Raw genomic sequence first — 19,691 nt, 5'->3', positions numbered from 1 at the left:
CTAGCGCTGCGCTGACACCAGCATCATCATCGGCCGTTCCAGCTCGTCGGCCAGTTCGGGTACAGCCTTGATCTGCTCCCGCGTCGGGGAGAATTCCTCGACGTGGCGAAGCGTGAAGCCGGCGCCGATCAACGCATTGAGCGTGGTGCCGATGGTGCGGTGATATTTCAGCACGCCCTTCACATACCAGTCGGTCCGGCGTTCGCCTTCGATGAAGTAGCGGTTGACCGGCCAGATCTTGCGGCCGTCCTGGTCCTGTCCCCAGCCGGGATGAGTGGCGGCCATGTAGATCGGATGCTCGATGGTGAAGACCAGGTGCCCCTCCGGGACGAGGGTGCGATACAGCATCCGTGCCAGGCGATCGAAATCCCTGATGTAGTGGAAGGTGAGGGCGCTGTAGGCGAGGTCGAACGTGGCCTTCGGCAGCTCCAGCGTTTCGAGGTCGGCGATCTCGTAGGTGATAGCCGGATCCTGCGTCATCGCCGTGGCGCGCGCGATCATGTTCTGCGAGAGGTCGACGCCGAGCACGCCGGAGGCGCCTTGCTCGCGCATCCAGCGCGACATCCAGCCGAAGCCGCAGCCGAGATCGACCACGCGCTTGCCTGCGATGTCAGGCAGCATGGCGCGGATCGCGGGCCATTCGGGCGCGCCGAGCAGCCCGCGGAGCTGCCGCGGCAGCTGGCTGTAGCCGGCGAAGAAGCCGGGGTCGTCATAGATGTTCTGCGCCATGGTCTCGGCAACTCGGGAAGGAGCAGGGTCCGCCTCTCTGTATCCGCCGCCGCGGCGCGTGGAAACGGTCGATTCCGTTACGCCGGCCGGGATGGTGGAACCAGACGTGGCGTTCGGCGGTTTTGATGTCAGCCCGCGGGGCGGCGCGGTCACGCCTGTCCCTGCGGCGTCAGACAGCAGAGGAGGACGCCATGATAGCCGAGATGCAGATCCACACCATCGCGCGGCAGATGCTGGAGAAGCACGGCCTGGAGGCGATCGCCCAGGCCGCGCAGAACGCCGTGGCCTGTGAGAGCAAGGGCGAGACCGAGGAAGCCCGCGAGTGGCGCCATATCGAGGACGCCATGAAGATGATGCGCGGACCGCATCAGAGCTGACCGCCGGAAGTCACTATGCCTGATCGAATGATCCGGCGCTGCGCGCTGGAGCATTCGACTTGCGAATCCCCAAGGTTGCTTGCCTTCTCCGGAAATTCCGGGAACTCTGTTCCGGCAAGCATCAGACAAATTTTCTATATGGGGGAATTCGCCATGACCTTTTCACTCTACGACGCGACCGTTGCCAACTATCTGCAGATCCTCGGCGCCGCCTCGGGCTTTCTCGACAAGAGCCTCGCGCATTTCAAGGACAACGGCATCGATCCGGCCGAGATCGTCGAGACCCGGTTGTTTCCGGACATGTTGCCGTTCCGCTTTCAGGTGGTCTCGCTCGCGCATCATTCCCGCGGCGCGATGGAGGCTGCGAAGAACGGCGTGTTCGTCCCGCCGTCGGGCAAGCCCGATCTGGATTACGCCGCACTGCAGGCGCTGGTGAAGGACGCGCTCAGCGAATTGTCGGCGCTGACACCTGACGCGGTCAACGCGTTGCTCGGGCGCGAGGTGATGTTCAAGCTCGGCGAGCGCTCGATGCTGTTCACGGCCGAGGGATTCCTGATGTCGTTCTCGCTGCCGAACTTCTTCTTCCACTCGACCACCGCCTACGACATCCTCCGCCACAAGGGCGCGCCGCTCGGCAAGCGTGACTTCATCGGCCGGTTGAACGTGAAGAAGTGATCGGACCGCGCGGCGACTGGTCTTGCTGAGGCGGCAACACCGGCCGCCCCGCACGCAGCAAGATCAAGACCGCGCGCGGACGGGCGCGGTCAACAGAGTCTAAAGCCTGCCGGCGCTAGCCGGCCCTGCGCCAGTGCGGCACGGGGTCGAGCGGCGTCCGGTAGAGTTCGCGCCGGTCGATGTCAGTGACGCGCACGGCGCAGCCGCGTGCCTTCAACTCCGGCTTGACCTGCGACAGCTCGTTGGCGAGCTGATCGGCGCGATCGGAGGCAAGGCTGATGTCTTCGAGGATGATCGTTCCTTGATTCCGGAACTCGTCCCCCACCACGAGATCGAAGGTGTAGTACGGCATCCGAAGTTCTCCGTTTCGGTTTGCATCACAGGGTAACACTGAGTCGTGCGTTCCCTAAGATGCATCGCGCACAATTGTCGGGCGATCGGCGCAAAAACGATGTGCAACGCTCCACGCACGATCAACGACTACACGCGCAGCACGGCGAAGGAGTCCTGTCATCCAGCTCACCGCCATGCCGTTAAGATTTGATTAAAACTGTCGTCGCAAGCTTGGGACCAGGTGGAATTGCGGCGGAACCGGACTCCGGGAACCGGCAGCCGCAGGAGAAGGCCGGTGGCGTAACGCCCATCGGCCTTTTCTCGTCGCTCAAGCCCTCGGACTAGTCGCGCAGCGTGGCCTGCCGCCTGGCGCGGCATTTCGGACCCGGCCCGCGCATGTAATACAGCTCGGGGCGGTAGGGGTCGATGACGCCCTCGATCAGCGCGACGCAGCGCTGAGCGAGGCGGGCGAGGCGGCGCCGCAAAGGCTGCAGGGCGAGTTCCATCGACGTCATGGCATGCCCTCAGTGCAATTCGCCGAGGACGGCGGTGAACGGCAGCTCGAAGATCTCGGTACCGATATCGTCGGTGACGTGGACCGCCCAGTTGCGCCAGTCCTCCACACTCGGTGTCATGACAAAGCTGCGCGCCAGCTGCTCCGCATGCACCCGCACCTCGGAAAAATCCATCGCGGCGCCGATGCGATCCAGGATGACGTGCTTGTCGTCGGAGCAGTGAAAGAAAACTGCGGACATCTTCCGATTCCCATGCCGAAGCGATTCTCGTGCGCTGGAATAGCAGCGCGCGCGGGCACTTAGAATCCGGGTGATCCCCCATCGGTAAACTACGGGGAATCCAGACGATTTGAATCACGCGGCCGTGATCGGGGGCGGCGTCAGAAAATCGGCTCGCCGATCGCAACCTCGCTGCGCGGGCCGAGTACGATGACTTGGCCGCCGGCATCCTTGGCGCCCAGGATCAGCAGTTCCGAGGTGAAACCGGCAATGTTCTTCGGCCCGAGATTGCAGACGCAGACGACCAGCGAGCCGATCAGCGCCGCCGGCTCATAATTCGTGATCTGCGCGCTCGACCACATGATCCGCCCGGCGCCGACATCGACGCCGACCTTCAGGGACGGGTTGCGGGCGCGCGGAAACGGCTGCACCTCGACCACCTTGCCGATCCTGATGTCGAGGCGGGCGAAGTCGTCATATGTGGCTTGCGGCTTGAGCGGCGACATCAGCGCTCCTGAAACGCGAGGCGGATGCCGAGCGCGATGTAGATCGTGCCGACCACGCGGCCCTGCCACTGGCCGATGCGGCGATGCCGCCGGATCCACGGGCTGATCTGGCCGGCGGCGAGCGCGAGCAGCGAGGTGTAGGCCGCGCTCATCGCGACGAAGATGAGGCCGAGGGTCGCGAACTGCGCCACGGCGGAGCCGTGGCCGGGATGCACGAATTGCGGCAGGAAGGCGAGGAAGAACAGCGCGGTCTTCGGGTTGAGCATCTCTGCCCAGATCGCCTGTCGGAACGCGCGCCGCGGATCGACCGGCTGCGATGCCGGCAAATGCAGGTCGTTATTCTTCTCGAACAAGGCGCGGACGCCGAGCACGATCAGGTAGATCACGCCGGCGTATTTGACGATCGAGAACGCGAGCGCCGAGGTCATCAGCACGGCCGAGAGGCCGAACGTCGCCATGGCGGTGTGGACGAGGTCGCCGAGCGCGATGCCGAACCCGGTCGCGACGCCGACGCGCGGTCCGCCGGTGACCGAACGCGCGAGCACGAGCAGCACGGCTGGTCCCGGGATCAGGAACAGGCCGAGCACGACGGCGGCGTAGGTGAGGAGGGTGGTGATGTCGATCATGAAACGTGTCCCGGATGTCAGGATGCAGGGATGGCGACCGCCGCGAAGCGTGGCTTCGGATCAAGCATCAGCTCAGCGCTTTCGACAATGCGCATTTCCTCGGTTGCTCGCTCCGCCGTGCGCACCAGCACGCCGTGGATGCCTGACGCGGCATGGCTGAGCGCCTCCGGCGTCGCCAGGCCACGCACGCGGGCGGCGACGAACAGCGCGGCAAACAGGTCCCCGGTGCCGGACGGGCTGATCGGCACGCGCGGGGTGCGCACGCGCCAGGCGCAAGTCTTGTCGGAATGAACGCGCTCGATCGCCAGCGTCTCGATCTCGCCGTCGGGCGTGCCGGCAAGCTCGGCGCTGGTGATGACGATGGTCGCAGGCCCCCGCGCCATCAGCGCGCGCTCGCCTGCGCGATGACGTCATCGGTCGTCGTCACGCGCGCGCCGCAGAGGAATTCGAACTCGAAATGGTTGGGCGTGATGATGTCGGCCAGCGGACAAAGCTGATCGCGCACCAGCGGCGGGATGTCCGATCGCACGAACATGCCGCGATCACGGTCGCCGAGCACGGGATCGCAGCAATAGAGCAGGGCCGGGTTTTCCGCTTTTGCGCGGGCGACGAAGTCGGCGACGTCCAACGCGATGTCGGCCGAGCCGAGATAGCCTGAGAGGATCATGCTTGCGCTTTCGATCGCGCCGCGCTCCTCGATGCCGCGCAAGAGGTCGGCGACCAGCTGCACATCGAGCACCCGTCCGCGGATCGTCGGATAGCCCGGCCGGTTGCTGAGCAGCGTGGTCGGCACCGCGACGACGTCGATACCGTGCAGCTGGATCGGAAAGGTGGCAGCGCTGTTGCCGACATGGCCCCAGGCGACCTGTGACTGGATCGAGATGACGGTCATGTCGTCCGCATTACCCGAACAGCGCGGCGTAGATCACGTAGAGCCAGCCCAGGATACCGTGGATGATCGCCCACAGGATCGAATGGTTGTTGGTGTAGGAGATCGCAATCGCCAGCGCCGAGCCAAACCCCACGCCGTATTTCGCGCCCTCGACGCGGACGCCATAATATCGATTGCCGTTCATGGTGATCCTTCCAGCGAGAGGGCGTGAGATGGACGACAGCGTAACCCGCGAGTTGGCGCGAGTTCAACGGCGGATGTCAGCCTTCGAGCTTCGCGATGCTCTATGCGACCGTCATCCTGAGGTGCGAGCGGAGCGAGCCTCGAAGGATGTGCGGCCCCACTCTGGCCGATTCATCCTTCGAGGCTCGCCGAGGAGGCTCGCACCTCAGGATTGCGGGGATAGAGCGCAGCACTCATCGGCATTCTCGCGACACGATTTGTTCGAGTCTTGCCTTTCGTTTCGCCCTCTCTCGAACGGAGGGCGCAGGGAAAGCCGGGTGCAAGCGCCAAGCGGAATATTTTCTTAGTGCGGGCTTGACGTTCTTGCTGATTTGCCGGTCCGGGTTGTTTTTTGTCGCAGCTCTCGCACCGGATTTGACTTGCGCGGAGGCCAACTCGGTTGCGGTCGCCCGGGCCTCCGGTCCCGGCGGTCACGCTTCGATCAATCGAATGTGTCGGACCGAGCCGCAGGACAGGCAAATTCGCTGCGTCGTCGCGGAATAATCCGGTCGTGCCGCCCGTCATGGTAGCAGCGAAAATGCTTCAGCAGGCCGGCGAGATGGTCCCATCCTGTTGAATCCAGCAGGAGATGCTCGATGACCACGATCAAACACGTCGCGGCCGGCTTGCTCGCCCTCGGCATGCTGACGACATCGGCCATGGCGCGCGAAGTCCCGGCCGGCCCATCCGCGTTCGTGAAGGGACATGCCGCGGCCGCCGGCCGCTGGGGCGGCGGACCGCCGCGCATGGCCGTGCCGCGCTACGGCGAGTTCGAAACGCTGCCCCGGGATCAGCCCGGCGGCGTCTGCGATCACGGCGACAATGCCATGATCTGCTGAGCCGGACGGTGCATGGCGGTGATCTCCGGCAAAAGTTGCGCTAGCTTCGCTGGGTCGTCTCCCTCCAGCCGCGAGCGCCGCCGCCATGCACATCCTCCGTCCCCAATTTCGCATCGAGGACGACCACGCGCTGGCCTTTGCGGCGGCGCGCGGCTTTGGCGCCATCGTCGCCGCCGATGCGCGCGGCCCGCGGGCATCCCATGTGCCGTTCGTGATCGCGCGGCGCGACGATCGCGTGATCGTGCAGATCCATCTCACCGCGAAGAATCCGCTGGTCGAGCTCGCCGACGATATCAGGCGTTTTCTGCTGATCGTCTCCGGTGACGACGCCTACATCTCGAACGACTGGTACGTCTCGCGCGATAACGTCTCCACCTGGCTCTATGAGGCGGTGCACCTGTCGGGCGTTGCGCATCTGCGCGATCACGGGGAGAACCGCGGCCACGGCGACGCGCTGCTCGCGGTCTCCGAGGCGCGGTTGCCGAAACATCCGTGGGACCTCACGCAGATGGAGCCCGGCAAGCGCGAACAGATGCTGGCAGGGATCCGGGTGATCGATATCGTCGTCGATCAGATCGAGGGCCAGTCGAAGCTCAACCAGCACAAGAGCGATGCAGACTATGTCGCGCTCGTCAACCGGCTCGCGCATGCGGAGGAGACCTCAAGCCACAGGCTGGCGGAGAAGATGCGCGCGCTGCGGCCGGAGCTTGCGTATGAGGGGGGACGGTAGGTGGGGCGGGTCAGCGAAGCGTAACCCGCCGCTCAGGTGTTGCGGACCGACGGCGGATTACGCTTGCGCTGATCCGCCGTACAAAGTCGATTGGTGTGGAGGCCGCAAACGTGTTGTTAAGATTTGCTTCGCGCCGATTTTGTTCGATTCCGATTCGTTCTTTGCGAACAAAATGGAGTCGGATGGAGAACAGTTAGGGTGCGCCTTGCAGGAAGCTCGCGACCTCATCGTTGAATCGATCCGCCTGCTCGACGTTGAGGATGTGAACGCCGGGCAGCAGAACGAGCTTCGCATCGGGGATCGCCGCTGCGATCGCCTCGCTGTGACTGGCCCGCGTGACGGTGTCGCTCTCACCGCCGATGACCAAGGTCGGCGCTGCGATCAGCGAGATGATGCGGCGAAGATCGACATCGCGCAGTGCGGCGTAACAGCCGGCGAGGCCGCGCGCCGGGGTGGCGCGCACCATGCCGCGGAATTCGTCGACAATCTCGTTCGGCGCAGCCAGCATCGTTGCGGGAAACCAGTTGCGCATGAAGCCGTCTGCGATTGCGTTCATATCCGGGGCGGCCAGCACGGCGCGGATCTGGTCGTCGAACGGCAGCTCAGACGCGAGGTGGGGCGCGGTGTTCGAGAGGATCAGGCGATCGATGCGTTCAGGCGCGAAGATACCGAGCCACTGCCCGATGAAACCGCCGAGCGACAGGCCGAGGAAATGTGCGCGATCGATCTCGAGGGCGTCGAGCAGTTCGACCACGTCGCGGCCGAGCCGGTCCATCGAATAGGCGCCCACCGGCGCGTCTGAACTGCCGTGACCGCGGGTGTCGTAGCGGAGAATGCGAAACGACCGGGTCAGGGTGGGCATTGAGGGATCCCACATGTGCAGGTTGGTGGCGATCGAGTTCGACAGCGCGAGCACCGGCCGATCATCGGCACCGTCGATGCGGTACGCAATCCGGCAGCCGTCCGCCGTCGTGAAGTGTCGAACGCCGCTCATGTCGTCATTCCCTTGTGCTGGTCGAAGCCGACGGCTTCGCGTCGCGCCAGCCTAGGGCTCGCGCTCCGTAGAGAAAATTACTAAGATCGATCAGTCTCTGTAGGATTCATGGACAATGGATCGGATCAAGCTCCACGATCTGCGCTGCTTCGACGCGGTCGCGACCAAGGGCAGCTTCCAGGCTGCGGGCGCCGCCCTGAACCGCTCGCACCCGTCGGTGTTCGCGGCGGTCGCCCGCCTCGAACAGCAGCTCGGCCTCACGCTGTTCGACCGCAGCGGGTACCGCGTCGGGCTGACGGATGCAGGGCGGACGTTTCACGAACGCGCGCGGTTGACGCTGCGCGAACTCGATCTGCTGCAGACCTATGCGGACCAGCTTGTCGGCGGCGAAGAGGTTGTGCTGCGTGTCGTCATCGGTGACCTCTGCCCGCGGCCGCCCGTCCTGCAAATGCTCTCGGGATTCTTTGCCAAATATCCCAACACGCGCCTGCATTTGGAATATGAGGCTGTCGGGGGGCCTCTCGAGCGCTTGATCGATGATAACGCCGACCTCGTGTTTCATCGCGCGGACCCGTCCGATCCGCGCTTCGAACGGATCGAGCTCTCGACCACGGCCATGGTGCCGGTTGTCGCTCCCGGGTTTCTGCCATTCGCGTGGACGAAGCGGATCACTCCGGAGCAGATGCGCCCCTTCACGCAGTGCGTGATCCGTGACACGGCGCGGCGATCGTCGTCGGAAAGCTTCTTCCTGATCGACGGCGCCCATCGCTGTACCGTGCCGGATCAGATGATGAAGAAGGAGCTGATCCTGCATCGTCTCGCCTGGGGCCATCTGCCGGCGTGGCTGATCGAGGATGAGCTCAGGGATGGCCGACTGGTCAGCATCGCGGGCCCGAATTTTCCGGGTCGCGAGGAAAGTCTCGCGGCAATCCGCCATCGGCAGCATGCGCACGGACCTGTCGCGGAAGCGCTTTGGCTTCACCTTGAAGCGTGGCCGCTCACGCGGCGCGCAGGGCGGGTTAGCCAACGGATGCGCGCGAAGCGTCGCCGATGACGCGCGCGCCGTAGCGCGCCGGCACGACGATGTCGAGCGAGGGCGGATTACGCTTGCACTGATCCGCGTTAAGAGCGCATCCGCAGCAAGTTTACGCAAACGCGTTGTTAAGAATCGCTTCGCGCTGATTTTTCGATTCCGATTCGTTCCTCGCGAACAAACTGGAGTCGGATGGGGAACGTGGCTGTGATGCGAGTCGTCGCTTGATAGGTGAAGCGATCGACCGCAGTGCGCCCGAAATGCGCGGAGATATTCCATACCGGGAGCAAATATCCCATCTCGGTACAACATTAGCTGCTCGGACACGTCGGGCGCACACGTCTTCTTAATGCTTGAGCCGCGCCGAATTTCTCGATTCCGATTCGTTCCTCGCGAACAAACTGGAGTCAGATGCAGAACGGAGCTGTGGCGCGCGATGCGTTTCTCTGCTCCACTCGGTGGACACAAGAGAGATCGCACCGATGGCCAAGAAGACAGGCAAGAGGACAAGCAGGAAGACAGGCAAGAAGGCGAAAAAGCCCGCGTCGCGCCGGACGGTGCTGGCGATCGACATTGGTGGCACGCATGTGAAGGTCATGACCGACAAGGAGCGCATCAAGCGCGAATTCGAGTCAGGTCCAACTTTGTCCGCCACCGAGATGGTGCGGCAGGTCAAGGCGCTGACCAGGGACTGGTGCTATGATGTGATCTCGATCGGCTACCCCGGACCGGTGGTTCACAACCGTCCGCTGGCGGAGCCGCACAATCTCGGCCGCGGCTGGGCCGGCTTCGATTTTCACAGCGCGTTCGGCCGGCCCGTGAAGGTGGTCAACGATGCGCTGATGCAGGCGATCGGCAGCTATCAGGGCGGGCGGATGCTGTTTCTCGGCCTCGGCACCGGGCTTGGCTCCGCGATGATCGTGGAGGGCGTTTACGAGCCGATGGAGCTCGGTCATTTGCCCTATCGCAAGGACGGGACGTTCGAGGATTACGTCGGCGCCGCCGGCCTCGAGCGGCGCGGCCGGAAGAATTGGCGCAAGAGCGTCGACGACGTCATCGCGCGGCTGTCGGCGGCGCTGGAGCCCGATTACATCGTGCTCGGCGGCGGCAATGCCGACAAGGTCGACAATCCGCCACCGAAGGTGAGGTTCGGCGACAACGCCAACGCATTCGAGGGTGGCTTCCGGATGTGGAAGAGGGCAACGCGCAAGACGCTCGGTGCGCGTCGGTGAAACTGGAACCGCCACCAAATTGCCGCAACTGCCGAAGTTTCGCGCTGCTCGTCACCCCTGTTGCCGGAACTGATTGGGTGCGCCGCTCGTTTTATGCGGCATGACATCCCGTTCCATGAGGAGTGACTGATGCGAAGCTATATTATTCCCGCCATTGCGGCGTTGGCGATCAGCGCAGCGACGCCGGCGATGGCCTATGATTCCGGCAGCCAGATCTCGATGGAGGCAGCCCTCGACGTCGCGACCAATCTCGGCATCGTGACGGTGTCCAACACCCAGTTCCTCGGCGACGAGTGGGAAGTCGAGGGCCGTGACCGGCTCGGCCGCTGGATGCAGGTCGATGTCGATGCGCGGACCGGCGAGGTGCGCAATGTGGATCGCAGCTGGTAGCCGTATTCACCGCAGCGTGAGCGCCGGCGATCGGTCCTGATGTCATCGGGTAGGTGACATCGCGCACGCACGGCGTGGGTTACGGTTTTCGGACGGCCGGCGGCGCAGGGCGCACGCCGGCCGTTCGTTATCCAGAGTGTTCGACGCAGTGTTTTGGCGGAATGGCACAAAGGTGGAGTATGCTTGCGGCAGATTCTTATGGATCAGCCGATGCGGCGATCCCTCGAGACAAGGAGACTAGCCGTGGTCAAACCGTTTCCGTCCAGAACCCACATCGGCAACCACCTGCTGCATCCGGAAACCCAGATGCTGAACTACGGCTACGATCCGCAGCTGTCGGAGGGCGCCGTCAAGCCGCCGGTATTTTTGACCTCGACCTTCGTGTTCAGGACCGCCGAGGACGGCAAGGACTTTTTCGACTTCGTCTCGGGCCGGCGCGAGCCTCCGGAAGGCATGGGGGCGGGACTGGTCTATTCGCGTTTCAATCATCCGAACAGCGAGATCGTCGAGGACCGGCTCGCGATCTATGAGCGCACCGAGAGCTGTGCGCTGTTCTCCTCCGGCATGTCGGCGATCTCGACCACGGTGCTGGCTTTCGCGCGGCCCGGCGACGTCATCCTGCACTCGCAGCCGCTTTATGGCGGCACGGAGACGCTGTTCAGCAGGACGCTGGCGGGGTTCTCGATTCAAGCCGTCGGCTTTGCCGACGGCCTCGACGAGACCATCGTCCGCGCTGCTGCCGACGAGGCCATGAAGAAGGGCCGCGTCGCGATGATCTTCATCGAGACGCCGGCCAATCCGACCAACGGCCAGGTCGATATTGCGCTTGTCAGGCGCGTCGCCGACGCGATCGGCAAGGCGCAGGGTTTTACCCCGATCATCGCCTGCGACAACACGCTGCTCGGGCCGGTGTTTCAGCGCCCGATCGAGCACGGCGCTGACCTCTCGCTGTACTCGCTGACCAAATATGTCGGCGGCCATTCCGACCTGATCGCGGGCGCGGCGCTCGGCTCGAAGAAGCTGATGAAGGACGTCAAGGCGCTGCGCGGCGCGATCGGCACCCAGCTCGATCCGCATTCCTGCTGGATGATCAGCCGATCGCTGGAAACGCTCAGCCTGCGGATGGAGAAGGCCGACCGCAATGCGCACATCGTCGCCGACTATTTGCGCGACCATCCCAAGGTAGCCGAGGTGCATTATCTCGGCCATCACGACGCGGCGTCGCCGGCGGGGCGTGTGTTCGCAAGCCAAAGCTCTGGCGCCGGCTCGACCTTCTCGTTCGACATCGTCGGCGGGCAGGCGGCGGCGGAGAAATTCCTCAACAGCTTGCAAATATTCAAGCTCGCGGTGAGTCTCGGCGGCACCGAGTCACTCGCGAGCCTGCCTGCGACGATGACGCATTCCGGCGTGCCGGCCGACATCAGGAAGAAGATCGGGGTGCTGGATACGACGATCCGGCTCTCGATCGGGATCGAGCATCCGTCCGATCTGGTCGCCGACATCGCGCAGGCATTGAGCAGGGTGTGAGCAAACGCACAGGGCAGGAGAAGCGGCACGTTGAGGATGCGGTCCGCTCATCCGCCGACGCTTGCTAAGCCTTCTTCACGAACTCGGATTTCAGGTTCATCGCGCCGATGCCATCGATCTTGCAGGCGATGTTGTGTCCATCGCTCCCCTCGGTGAGGCGGATGTTCCGGACCTTGGTGCCACCCTTGACGACCGATGACGAGCCCTTGACCTTGAGATCCTTGATCACGATGACGCTGTCGCCGTCCGCCAGCGGATTGCCGTGTGCATCACGCACGCTTGCCTCCTGCGAGGCTACCGCGATCGCCTCGCCGCTCCATTCATGGGCGCATTCCGGGCAGACCCAGAGAGCCGCGTCCTGATAGGCATGCTCGGAATTGCATTTCGGGCAGTTCATGGCCGCGTCCATCGTTGAGATCGTCTCCGTCGTGACGGGCGCACCGTAGGGGTGCACGCGGGCAAAGCAAGAAAAAACCGTCGCGTATGCGGCTGAGCGGCGAGCGCGCAGGACGGACCAGCCAGACTTGAGCCAGCTAAATCTGTGCCTTGAGCGCGGTGGCCAGGAAATCGATGGTGGCGCGGACGCCGGGCAACATGCCGCGGCGGGACGGAAACACGAGATGGATGATGCCTTCCTTGGCGCTCCAGTCCGGCAGAACGCGGACCAGTTTGCCTTCGCTGAGCGCGTCCTGACATTGAAGCTCGGGCAGCAGCGCGATGCCGAGCCCGGCCTGGGCCGCGTGAATGAGGATGGTGAAGTCACCCGCGGAAATCTTCGGCTCGACGGCGACCGAGGCCTTTTGCCCGCGCGGGCCTGACAGCTCCCATGTCCGCGGGCCCGGCGTTTCCGTGGCATCGAGGATCGGCAGCCCGGCAAGATCGCCCGGCGCCTTGGGCGTGCCGTGCTCCCTGAGCAAGGCCGGGCTCGCGACCAGCAGCCTCCGACTGGTCCCGATCCTGCGCATCTGCATCTCGCTGTCGGTATCGAGGCTGTCGCGGATGCGAATGGCGACGTCGACCTGCTCCTCGATCAAATTGATCGGCCGGTTGGTGATGAGGAATTGCGCCCTGAGGCGTGGATATTTGGCAAACAGCTCGGGCAATTTCGGCGCCAGCGCCCGCTGGACGCCGACCGGGCAGCCGATGCGGACGAGGCCCTGCGGCTCGGACTTCATCCGCAGGGCGACTTCGTCGACCGCCTCGGCGGCGTCGACCACGGTCTGCGCATGGCGGTAGACGTCGCGGCCGATCGCCGTGATGCTCAAGCGGCGCGTCGAGCGTTCGATCAGGCGAACGCCGAGCTGCTCCTCCAGCAGCGCGACATGGCGGCTGATCCTGGACTTCGGCAGGCGGAGCGCGCGTGCCGCGGCCGAAAACCCCTCGTGCTTGACCACTGCCGCGAAGAAATAGAGGTCGTTGAAGTCCCGCATGAAAGGCGCTGCCAGGTCAATTCCGCCCGCATCGGGCGGGACCAGATCATTCATCCGCATCATAGTTCCCTTCGATTTTCAACGTCGAATCGCCGCCTGTCGACCGGAAAGCCGTTCGACGGGCAGCGCGGCGGCGCCCGGCGTGCCGCCATGTCGGGCGCGATATCGGCGCGCCGCTGGGTCTGCGGATGGCCGGCGAGGGCGCCTCGCGAGCGGCTTCACCAGCCGTCGTCCAGGCTCGTCTTCGGCGTTGCGATGTCGCCATCGTCCTCGTCGTCGTCCCGGATGGCCGGCGTGAGGCAGGCGTGCTGGAAGCTGCGCAGGGCCTTGATCAAATTGTTCATCAGGATATCGCACATGGTCCGTCTCCTTCGATGCAAGGGATCATAGGCGCGACCGACCAGCCGCATTAGCCGATGTTTGTCAGACGGAGCGTTCCACAGACTGAACGACGCTGCGTGATCCCGGCGCTGCGTGGTCCGGCGCGCCGTCGTCGCATGCCACGCGATCGTTCTTCTGATGGAACGATCCGTCTGAAACTGGACGACTAATCGATCGGCGGCTGCGGGGCGATAACAGAGACGAAGCGGACAGCAAGACGGTTCGCGACCGGCGAGGCCACGGACGGTGGGGCGCCGCATTCATCCACGCAAGAAAGGTGCACGACCATGAGCGCTACCAATTATCTTCCCTTCGCCGGCCGGCTTCTGATCGGCCTCCCGTTCGCCATGAGCGGTCTCAGCAAGCTCGGCGCGTATGCGGCCACGACTGGTCTGATCAGTGCGGTCGGCCTGCCGTTTCCGCCGCTCGCCTTTGCGGTGGCGGTCGCCGTCGAGCTCGGCGGTGGCTTGCTGCTGATTGCCGGCTATCAGGCCCGCGCCGTGGCGCTGGCTCTGGCGGTGTTCTCGGTCGCGACCGCGATCGCGTTCCACAGCAATTTCGCCGACCAGAACCAGATGATCCACTTCCTGAAGAACGTGATGATGGCGGGTGGACTGCTGCAGATCGCAGCGTTCGGCGCCGGCGCGCTCAGCCTCGACAACCGCGCCAAGCAGGTGGCGCCGCAAGCCGTCGCTGCGCATTGAATGGCGCGAGTTGGGCGGGTTAGCGCCAGCGTATGACGCAGTAAGACTAATCCGCCCTACGCTTGCGGCTTGATGCCGCCGGCCTCGGCGATCAATTCGAACGATCGCAGCCGCTTCTGGTGATCGTAGACGTCGGACACGATCATCAATTCGTCGGCGCCGGTCTCCGCGACCAGCGCATCGATCCCGGCACGCACCGTCTCGGGCGAGCCGATAATGGAGCGGGCGAGCATCCGCATCGCCTGAACCTTCTCGGATGGCGACCAGTAGGTCTCGATGTCGTCGATCGGCGGCTGGCTGAGGCCGCGCGCGCCGCGGAAGATGTTGGTGAACGACATCTGCTGCGTGGTGGCAAGCCGCCGCGCTTCCGCGTCGGTGTCGGCGGCGATGATGTTGACGCCGACCATGGTGTAGGGATGCTGCAGCTGCTCCGACGGCTTGAACCGCGCGCGATAAATCTGCAGCGCCTGGATCAAGAGCTCGGGGGCAAAGTGCGAGGCGAAGGCGTAGGGCAGGCCGAGCTCGCCGGCCAGCATCGCGCCAAAGTTGCTCGATCCGAGGATCCACAGCGGCACGTCGGTGCCGGCGGCCGGCACCGCCTGAATGCGTTGGTTGGGGCCGGCGGCGGCGAGGAAGGCCTGCACTTCGAGCACGTCCTGCGGAAAGTTCTCGGCGGATTCGGGCGTCCGGCGCAATGCGCGCAGGGTGAGCTGATCGGTGCCCGGCGCGCGGCCGAGGCCGAGGTCGATCCGGTCGGGAAACAGCCGCGCCAGCGTGCCGAACTGCTCGGCAATCACGTAGGGCGCATGGTTCGGCAGCATGATGCCACCGGCGCCGACCCGGATGGTCTTCGTTCCCGCCGCGATATGCCCGATCACCACCGACGTCGCGGCGCTCGCAATGCCCGCCATGTTGTGGTGCTCCGCCACCCAGATCCGGCGATAGCCGAGCGCCTCGGCATGGCGAGCGACATCGCGCGCATTGTAGAGCGCACCGCGCGCGTCGGTCTCTTCGGTGACGCGGACGAGGTCAAGGATGGAGAGGGCGGCCACGGCGACTCCGGAATGCTGGGGACGGGGAGCCGATGGTATCTGGCTGTGTCCAGGTGGATGCGAAACGGCGCGGGTAGCCGGTTCATGCAGATGCATATGGATACTGTCCGCGTGCCGGTCAATCTGCCGGATGCGACCGAGGTATTGCTACCGACGAAGCAAGGCCAGGAGTCCCAAAATATCGAAAACAACCCCATGCAAAGGAGCAGGTTGCCGCCGCGACCCGGAAAAGCGACTTGACGCGTCGGGCAAATCAGCGATACATTTCCATTATTCCGAAATAATGCGGGCGCCCGCCGTTCGCCGGCCACCGCCGGCGAAGCGTCGCGTCACGCCCCAGACAATTGCGGCGGTGGCCGCGGTCGCGATCAGATGCTTCAGGGTGTGGCCGCTGACGAACTGAAGCGTGTTTGCGATCTGATGGTCGAGCACCTCAGTGATCTTGGCCACGACGTACAGCGCCATCGCGGTGGCGAAGGCGATGCGCTCAGCGCGCGGCGCGCGATGAATCGATTGCCAGAGCGGGATCAGGATGAGCGGCAGCACCTGCAGCAACAGATACGGTCGCAGGTCGCCCGCGCCGTGCCTGTCGGTCGTGACCCACCATGCGACGCTGGCGGCGGCGTAAAGCGCGAGAGCGATCGCCTCGATGTTCGTCTTCGCTTCCGGTTGCGTGTCGCCGCGGACGCCGATGAGAAGGCCGGCGCCGGCGAGCGCGATCGGCAGCATGTCCCAGGTCAGCCGGCCATTGCCGGGGGCAAGGTGAAAGAACGCGGAGCCGAACGCGGTCAGCAACAGCCCGATCAGGAACAGGCGATAGCCCGGCCATCCGGCGCGGAGCCGGTCGCTGTCGCGGTGGGGCCGCAGCGCCAGCCAGCCAGAGATCGCGACCAGGGCGAAGCCGATGTTGGACAGCACGTCGCCTGCGTGGGGGAGGCCGAAGACGGCCGAGTGGTCGGCGAAATCATTGTAGTGGGGCGGCTGCGCGATACGCCCGTGCACCGCGAATGCCGCAATGATGCCGATCGTGATGATCGTCGGGGCGCATTTCATCCACGGCTTCACGGGCCGATCGGGCCCGGTCAATCCGTCCATCCGGAAGGTCGTTTGCATCGTCGGCTCCAACAAAAATGAACAATGTTCAATAATAGCCAGAAAGATGAGCAATGTTCAAATTCTTTTTCGTGACGAGGCTTTGGCTTTGAGCGTGGCCGCAATTGAGTCATAGGCAGAGGCCGCTCGTTGCAGCCGCCTCTGTGATCTCAGTCGCGCGACGTGCGAAAGCATTGCACCCGACGGCCGGCGGTCCACATCTTGGTGAATTGAGTGGCTGATCGTGCGGGTCGAGCAGCGTCGAAAAGGCAAACCGATGAGGCTGGCGGATTTCGTCCCTAAAGCAAAACGGTCCTTCGCCGATGCCGTCACGTGGGCGGTGGCTTACGTTTGTGCCGAGGCGTTTGGGTGGGCCGGCGGTTTTCTGATCGTGTTGGCGGGAAGCTTCAGTATCTACGCTGGCCTGGCCGTACTTTTATGTCTTGCGCTGTTTGTCACGCTGATTGTGCGGCGAGAACTCAAACTGGACATCAGAGCCCTCGATGATCCCGGCGACAATCCCCGTGCGAACCGATTGGTCGGCAATGCATCCGCCAGCGCCTCAATCGGAACGCATCGGCGCGCGCTTCGCCCGGCCGCCCTTCGCTCGAACAGTCGGATGACCCGCGCGCTCGACGCGTTGGAAGATATGGCAGTTCGATTTGCGATCGAATTTTCCAAATCCGTCGCAATCATCATCGCACTGACGCTGGGGATGGGCTTTGTCGCTGAAGTGGTTGCGTTCGTTCTGTCCGACCGGGATGTCAGCGGTGCCTTCGGTTCTGGTCTGGCCGGAGTTGCCGGCGGCGTGTTTGGCTTGGTCCTCGCCGTCGTGATCGTGCTCAGGCGCATTGCCGATATCGAAGACTGATCGGGCGCTTCCGGCGTTTGCGCCATACCACAGGGGCGGCTTGCGCGCAGGGCGTCTTGGCGAAGCGCCACATGCCGAAAATGTGCTGATCGGCGGCTTACGCCCGCGTCCGATCCACCCTACCTTCGCTCAGCGCCCACCACACAGCCGCCGATCCAAATCCGGAGCGAGACCCATTCCTCAACTCATCTTTGGCCTGACCAGCCTGCTGATCCTGGCCCGCTTCATCTGGCCGCTCGACTGGCCGCTTCCGGCAAAGATCGTCGCAGCGTTGCTGGTGCTGGTCGCCTTGCAGTTTCACCGCTGGAACAGGTGGTCGTCGGGATCGGAATTCTCGCCGGAGTTTCCGCGTCCGGTGGTCGTCCTCTTCAACTGGGCGTTCGGTGCGATCGTGCTGCTGGCGCTGCTGCAGCTGGCGCTCGATGCTGGGCTATTGGTCGCAGCCCTGATCCACGGCGGCTTCGTCGGCGCGCCTGACGGCGTCCGCTACGCACTTGCTGCGCTCGCGGCCGCAGCCGCCGCGATCGGCGTCCATCAGGCCATGCGCATTCCGCCGCTCAGGGATGTCGAAGTCGGCATAAGCGGGCTTCCGCGCCAGTTCGACGGCTACACCATCCTGCAACTGACCGACCTGCACATCAGCCGGCTGTTTCCTGCGCCGTGGGCGCGCGAGGTCGTCGCGCGATCGAACAAGCTCGGCGTGGACCTGATCGCGATCACGGGCGACCTGATCGACGGCACCATCGATGCGCGGCGCAAGGACATCGCGCCGTTGCGGGATCTTGTGGCCGCCGACGGCGTCTACGTGATCTCGGGCAATCACGAATATATCTTCGGCTACGACGGGTGGATGGCGCACTACGAAGCGTTGGGCCTGCGCTCGCTCGAGAACGGGCACATCGTGCTCGAACGCGGCTCCGGCCGCCTGGTGATCGCAGGAATTACCGACCGCGCGTCGCGGCACCGAGGGCATTCCATCCGCGACCTTGCCGCGGTGCTCCGACGGCGCCCCCAAGGGCGCGCCCATCATCCTGCTCGACCATCAGCCGAGCGACGCCCGCAACGCCGCCGCGCTCGGCGTCGCCCTGCAACTCTCCGGACACACGCATGGCGGAATGATCCTGGGGATCGATCGCCTCGCCGCGCGCGCCAACGCAGGCTTCGTCTCGGGCCGCTACGACGTCGATGGGATGACGCTCTACGTCAACAACGGCACCGCGCTATGGCCGGGTTTTGCCTTGCGGCTCGGCCGCCCGTCCGAATTGACGCGGATCACGTTGCGGGTGGCGGGCGACGCGTGAGCCAGCAGCGAAAGTGAAGAGGCGCGCGATGAAGCGTTGCGAAAGAGAAAGTCAGGCGCGAGGCTCCAGTTGCTCCCCATTGAAAATATGAAGCATCCCTGCAAATCCCGGATGATCGGCCTCCACGACGTAACGCACCGCACCGGCGCGAGTCGTAAAAACTGAAACGATAATGCCGGGATACTCATAACCGGCACGCTTCCTGACAAGATCGCCGACTTTGAAAGACTGGGACATTGTTCCTCGTAAAGTTGCGAGCGGCCGTTGCTGAATCACTCAAGTAAGCTGCCATGATAGCAGGTCACAACGGCATGTCCCGGGCATCAAAGGTCAGCAGCGGGTCATTTCCGACGGCAGGTGAGACGCCGCGGAGCGCGCGCGGCTTAAGACATTGGTCATCTCTTTGCTTTCATTTTCACGACCTCATTCAGCAGGAGGCACCATGTCTGACATCACCATTCCCGGCGGAAAAATTCGCTCCTTCGTCGAGCGGATCGAGAACCTTGACACTGAAATGGCGGAACTCAGCGAACAGAAGAAGGAAGTCTTCTCGGAGGCGAAGGGCGAAGGTTTCGACGTGAAGATCCTCAAGGAGATAATCAAGCTGCGCAAGCAGGACCAGGACGAGCGCGACGAGCGTGAATCACTGCTCGATCTCTACATGCGCGCGATGGAAACCGCGCCGGCAGAAGAAAAGACCGCGAAAGCGGCCTGACGTCTGCGGAGGCAGCAGGGCGGGTTGGCGACGTGTCCGCGGTAGCTCATTGAGCGAAGGCGGAAGCGCAACCCGCCGCGACCGCTGCCAGCGAAGCGGCGGATTACGCCGGAGCCTGTCATCGGGCCGCGCTACGCGCGGACCCGGTAGGCTCTCCGCCCAGCGCTTGCTTTGAAGGCTGCAAGTCCGCTTTCGGAAGGTGAGCCGACCTGGGCAAGGCGCGCCGCCACGGTCGGATTTTGACCCAAATGTATGGTCCGGCCGCGCGTTGCAAGAAGATTTGGTCGAGCTGGCGATGAGCGGTCT

27 protein-coding genes and 1 pseudogene are annotated in these 19,691 nt (G+C 64.2%); 12 read left to right on the top strand and 16 right to left on the bottom strand.

Annotated elements, in window-relative coordinates:
* The gene (locus ACVWW1_RS12265; protein ID WP_456655944.1) at positions 1–729 is read right to left on the bottom strand and encodes a class I SAM-dependent methyltransferase; all 729 of its coding nucleotides are present in this window, start codon (positions 727–729) and stop codon (positions 1–3) included.
* A gap of 191 nt (positions 730–920) precedes the next feature.
* Here ACVWW1_RS12265 and ACVWW1_RS12260 point away from each other — a divergent pair, with 191 nt between their 5' ends.
* Both ACVWW1_RS12260 and ACVWW1_RS12255 read left to right on the top strand, forming a co-directional pair.
* Entirely contained in the window at positions 921–1,106 is a 186-nt protein-coding gene (locus tag ACVWW1_RS12260; protein WP_456655943.1) for a hypothetical protein, read from the top strand.
* Between the two features lie 153 nt (positions 1,107–1,259).
* Positions 1,260–1,781 carry a DUF1993 domain-containing protein gene (locus tag ACVWW1_RS12255; RefSeq protein ID WP_456655942.1) on the top strand — a complete coding sequence of 174 codons (522 nt, stop codon included), beginning with the start codon at positions 1,260–1,262 and terminating at the stop codon, positions 1,779–1,781.
* Between the two features lie 115 nt (positions 1,782–1,896).
* Here ACVWW1_RS12255 and ACVWW1_RS12250 read toward each other — a convergent pair whose 3' ends face one another.
* The 8 genes from ACVWW1_RS12250 to ACVWW1_RS12215 form a co-directional block, all read right to left on the bottom strand.
* On the bottom strand, positions 1,897–2,133 hold the full coding sequence (locus ACVWW1_RS12250) for a hypothetical protein (protein ID WP_092113629.1): 237 nt from the start codon (positions 2,131–2,133) through the stop codon (positions 1,897–1,899).
* A 322-nt stretch (positions 2,134–2,455) separates the two neighbouring features.
* Positions 2,456–2,629, bottom strand: a complete 174-nt coding sequence (locus ACVWW1_RS12245) for a hypothetical protein (protein ID WP_456655941.1) — start codon at positions 2,627–2,629, stop codon at positions 2,456–2,458.
* A gap of 9 nt (positions 2,630–2,638) precedes the next feature.
* The gene (locus ACVWW1_RS12240; RefSeq protein ID WP_173643281.1) at positions 2,639–2,869 is read right to left on the bottom strand and encodes a DUF6894 family protein; all 231 of its coding nucleotides are present in this window, start codon (positions 2,867–2,869) and stop codon (positions 2,639–2,641) included.
* A gap of 140 nt (positions 2,870–3,009) precedes the next feature.
* Positions 3,010–3,354, bottom strand: a complete 345-nt coding sequence (locus tag ACVWW1_RS12235; protein ID WP_207839222.1) for a tRNA-binding protein — start codon at positions 3,352–3,354, stop codon at positions 3,010–3,012.
* Positions 3,354–3,980, bottom strand: a complete 627-nt coding sequence (locus tag ACVWW1_RS12230; protein ID WP_456655940.1) for a LysE family translocator — start codon at positions 3,978–3,980, stop codon at positions 3,354–3,356. Before ACVWW1_RS12230 ends, ACVWW1_RS12235 begins: the two co-directional genes overlap by 1 nt.
* A gap of 17 nt (positions 3,981–3,997) precedes the next feature.
* Positions 3,998–4,363, bottom strand: a complete 366-nt coding sequence (locus ACVWW1_RS12225; protein WP_456655939.1) for a hypothetical protein — start codon at positions 4,361–4,363, stop codon at positions 3,998–4,000.
* Complete coding sequence (pdxY, locus tag ACVWW1_RS12220) at positions 4,363–4,872, bottom strand: pyridoxal kinase (RefSeq protein ID WP_456655938.1); 510 nt, start codon at positions 4,870–4,872, stop codon at positions 4,363–4,365. The genes ACVWW1_RS12225 and pdxY overlap by 1 nt, the downstream gene beginning before the upstream one ends.
* Positions 4,873–4,882: 10 nt before the next feature.
* A complete protein-coding gene (locus tag ACVWW1_RS12215) occupies positions 4,883–5,056 on the bottom strand; it encodes a hypothetical protein (protein WP_166204622.1) in 174 nt (57 codons plus the stop codon).
* Positions 5,057–5,690: 634 nt separating this feature from the next.
* Between ACVWW1_RS12215 and ACVWW1_RS12210 the strand changes: the two genes are divergently transcribed.
* Together ACVWW1_RS12210 and ACVWW1_RS12205 are read left to right on the top strand one after the other, a co-directional pair.
* Positions 5,691–5,933: a hypothetical protein gene (locus tag ACVWW1_RS12210; RefSeq protein WP_176531687.1), complete on the top strand. Its 243-nt coding sequence runs from the start codon at positions 5,691–5,693 to the stop codon at positions 5,931–5,933.
* Between the two features lie 85 nt (positions 5,934–6,018).
* Positions 6,019–6,663, top strand: a complete 645-nt coding sequence (locus ACVWW1_RS12205) for an FMN-binding negative transcriptional regulator (RefSeq protein ID WP_456655937.1) — start codon at positions 6,019–6,021, stop codon at positions 6,661–6,663.
* Positions 6,664–6,856: 193 nt separating this feature from the next.
* Here the strand turns inward: ACVWW1_RS12205 and ACVWW1_RS12200 are convergent, their stop codons facing one another.
* Entirely contained in the window at positions 6,857–7,657 is an 801-nt protein-coding gene (locus ACVWW1_RS12200) for an alpha/beta fold hydrolase (protein WP_456655936.1), read from the bottom strand.
* A 115-nt stretch (positions 7,658–7,772) separates the two neighbouring features.
* Between ACVWW1_RS12200 and ACVWW1_RS12195 the strand changes: the two genes are divergently transcribed.
* The 4 genes from ACVWW1_RS12195 to ACVWW1_RS12180 all read left to right on the top strand — a co-directional run bounded on the left by ACVWW1_RS12195 (position 7,773) and on the right by ACVWW1_RS12180 (position 11,839).
* Positions 7,773–8,711: a LysR family transcriptional regulator gene (locus tag ACVWW1_RS12195; protein WP_456655935.1), complete on the top strand. Its 939-nt coding sequence runs from the start codon at positions 7,773–7,775 to the stop codon at positions 8,709–8,711.
* A gap of 461 nt (positions 8,712–9,172) precedes the next feature.
* The gene (locus tag ACVWW1_RS12190; protein ID WP_456655934.1) at positions 9,173–9,922 is read left to right on the top strand and encodes an ROK family protein; all 750 of its coding nucleotides are present in this window, start codon (positions 9,173–9,175) and stop codon (positions 9,920–9,922) included.
* Positions 9,923–10,051: 129 nt separating this feature from the next.
* Positions 10,052–10,312, top strand: coding sequence for a PepSY domain-containing protein (locus ACVWW1_RS12185; RefSeq protein WP_092113648.1), 261 nt, complete (start codon positions 10,052–10,054; stop codon positions 10,310–10,312).
* 243 nt (positions 10,313–10,555) lie between these two features.
* On the top strand, positions 10,556–11,839 hold the full coding sequence (locus ACVWW1_RS12180) for a cystathionine gamma-synthase family protein (RefSeq protein ID WP_207839245.1): 1,284 nt from the start codon (positions 10,556–10,558) through the stop codon (positions 11,837–11,839).
* A gap of 64 nt (positions 11,840–11,903) precedes the next feature.
* Here ACVWW1_RS12180 and ACVWW1_RS12175 read toward each other — a convergent pair whose 3' ends face one another.
* The 3 genes from ACVWW1_RS12175 to ACVWW1_RS12165 all read right to left on the bottom strand — a co-directional run bounded on the left by ACVWW1_RS12175 (position 11,904) and on the right by ACVWW1_RS12165 (position 13,628).
* Positions 11,904–12,248, bottom strand: a complete 345-nt coding sequence (locus ACVWW1_RS12175; protein WP_456655933.1) for a zinc ribbon domain-containing protein YjdM — start codon at positions 12,246–12,248, stop codon at positions 11,904–11,906.
* A gap of 124 nt (positions 12,249–12,372) precedes the next feature.
* Positions 12,373–13,329 (bottom strand): LysR family transcriptional regulator, encoded by a 957-nt coding sequence (locus ACVWW1_RS12170; protein WP_456655932.1) that lies wholly within the window; start codon positions 13,327–13,329, stop codon positions 12,373–12,375.
* A gap of 158 nt (positions 13,330–13,487) precedes the next feature.
* A complete protein-coding gene (locus tag ACVWW1_RS12165; protein ID WP_171947553.1) occupies positions 13,488–13,628 on the bottom strand; it encodes a hypothetical protein in 141 nt (46 codons plus the stop codon).
* Between the two features lie 309 nt (positions 13,629–13,937).
* On the opposite strand from ACVWW1_RS12165, the gene ACVWW1_RS12160 reads away from it, so the two are divergent.
* The gene (locus ACVWW1_RS12160) at positions 13,938–14,354 is read left to right on the top strand and encodes a DoxX family protein (RefSeq protein WP_456655931.1); all 417 of its coding nucleotides are present in this window, start codon (positions 13,938–13,940) and stop codon (positions 14,352–14,354) included.
* 56 nt (positions 14,355–14,410) lie between these two features.
* Here ACVWW1_RS12160 and ACVWW1_RS12155 read toward each other — a convergent pair whose 3' ends face one another.
* Entirely contained in the window at positions 14,411–15,406 is a 996-nt protein-coding gene (locus ACVWW1_RS12155) for an LLM class flavin-dependent oxidoreductase (protein ID WP_456655930.1), read from the bottom strand.
* Between the two features lie 270 nt (positions 15,407–15,676).
* Positions 15,677–16,519 (bottom strand): hypothetical protein, encoded by an 843-nt coding sequence (locus ACVWW1_RS12150; protein ID WP_456655929.1) that lies wholly within the window; start codon positions 16,517–16,519, stop codon positions 15,677–15,679.
* Between the two features lie 223 nt (positions 16,520–16,742).
* Here ACVWW1_RS12150 and ACVWW1_RS12145 point away from each other — a divergent pair, with 223 nt between their 5' ends.
* Both ACVWW1_RS12145 and ACVWW1_RS12140 read left to right on the top strand, forming a co-directional pair.
* The gene (locus tag ACVWW1_RS12145) at positions 16,743–17,369 is read left to right on the top strand and encodes a hypothetical protein (protein WP_456655928.1); all 627 of its coding nucleotides are present in this window, start codon (positions 16,743–16,745) and stop codon (positions 17,367–17,369) included.
* Between the two features lie 175 nt (positions 17,370–17,544).
* Positions 17,545–18,670: pseudogene (locus tag ACVWW1_RS12140) on the top strand (metallophosphoesterase).
* A 51-nt stretch (positions 18,671–18,721) separates the two neighbouring features.
* Here ACVWW1_RS12140 and ACVWW1_RS12135 read toward each other — a convergent pair.
* Positions 18,722–18,907: a hypothetical protein gene (locus ACVWW1_RS12135; protein WP_162136641.1), complete on the bottom strand. Its 186-nt coding sequence runs from the start codon at positions 18,905–18,907 to the stop codon at positions 18,722–18,724.
* A 205-nt stretch (positions 18,908–19,112) separates the two neighbouring features.
* On the opposite strand from ACVWW1_RS12135, the gene ACVWW1_RS12130 reads away from it, so the two are divergent.
* Positions 19,113–19,385 carry a DUF2312 domain-containing protein gene (locus ACVWW1_RS12130; protein WP_456655927.1) on the top strand — a complete coding sequence of 91 codons (273 nt, stop codon included), beginning with the start codon at positions 19,113–19,115 and terminating at the stop codon, positions 19,383–19,385.
* The last annotated feature ends 306 nt before the right edge of the window (positions 19,386–19,691 follow it).

The organism is Bradyrhizobium sp. JR3.5, from assembly GCF_054057015.1.
The sequence above is the reverse complement of the archived record's forward strand: the minus strand, read 5'-3'. Positions and strand labels throughout refer to the sequence as shown.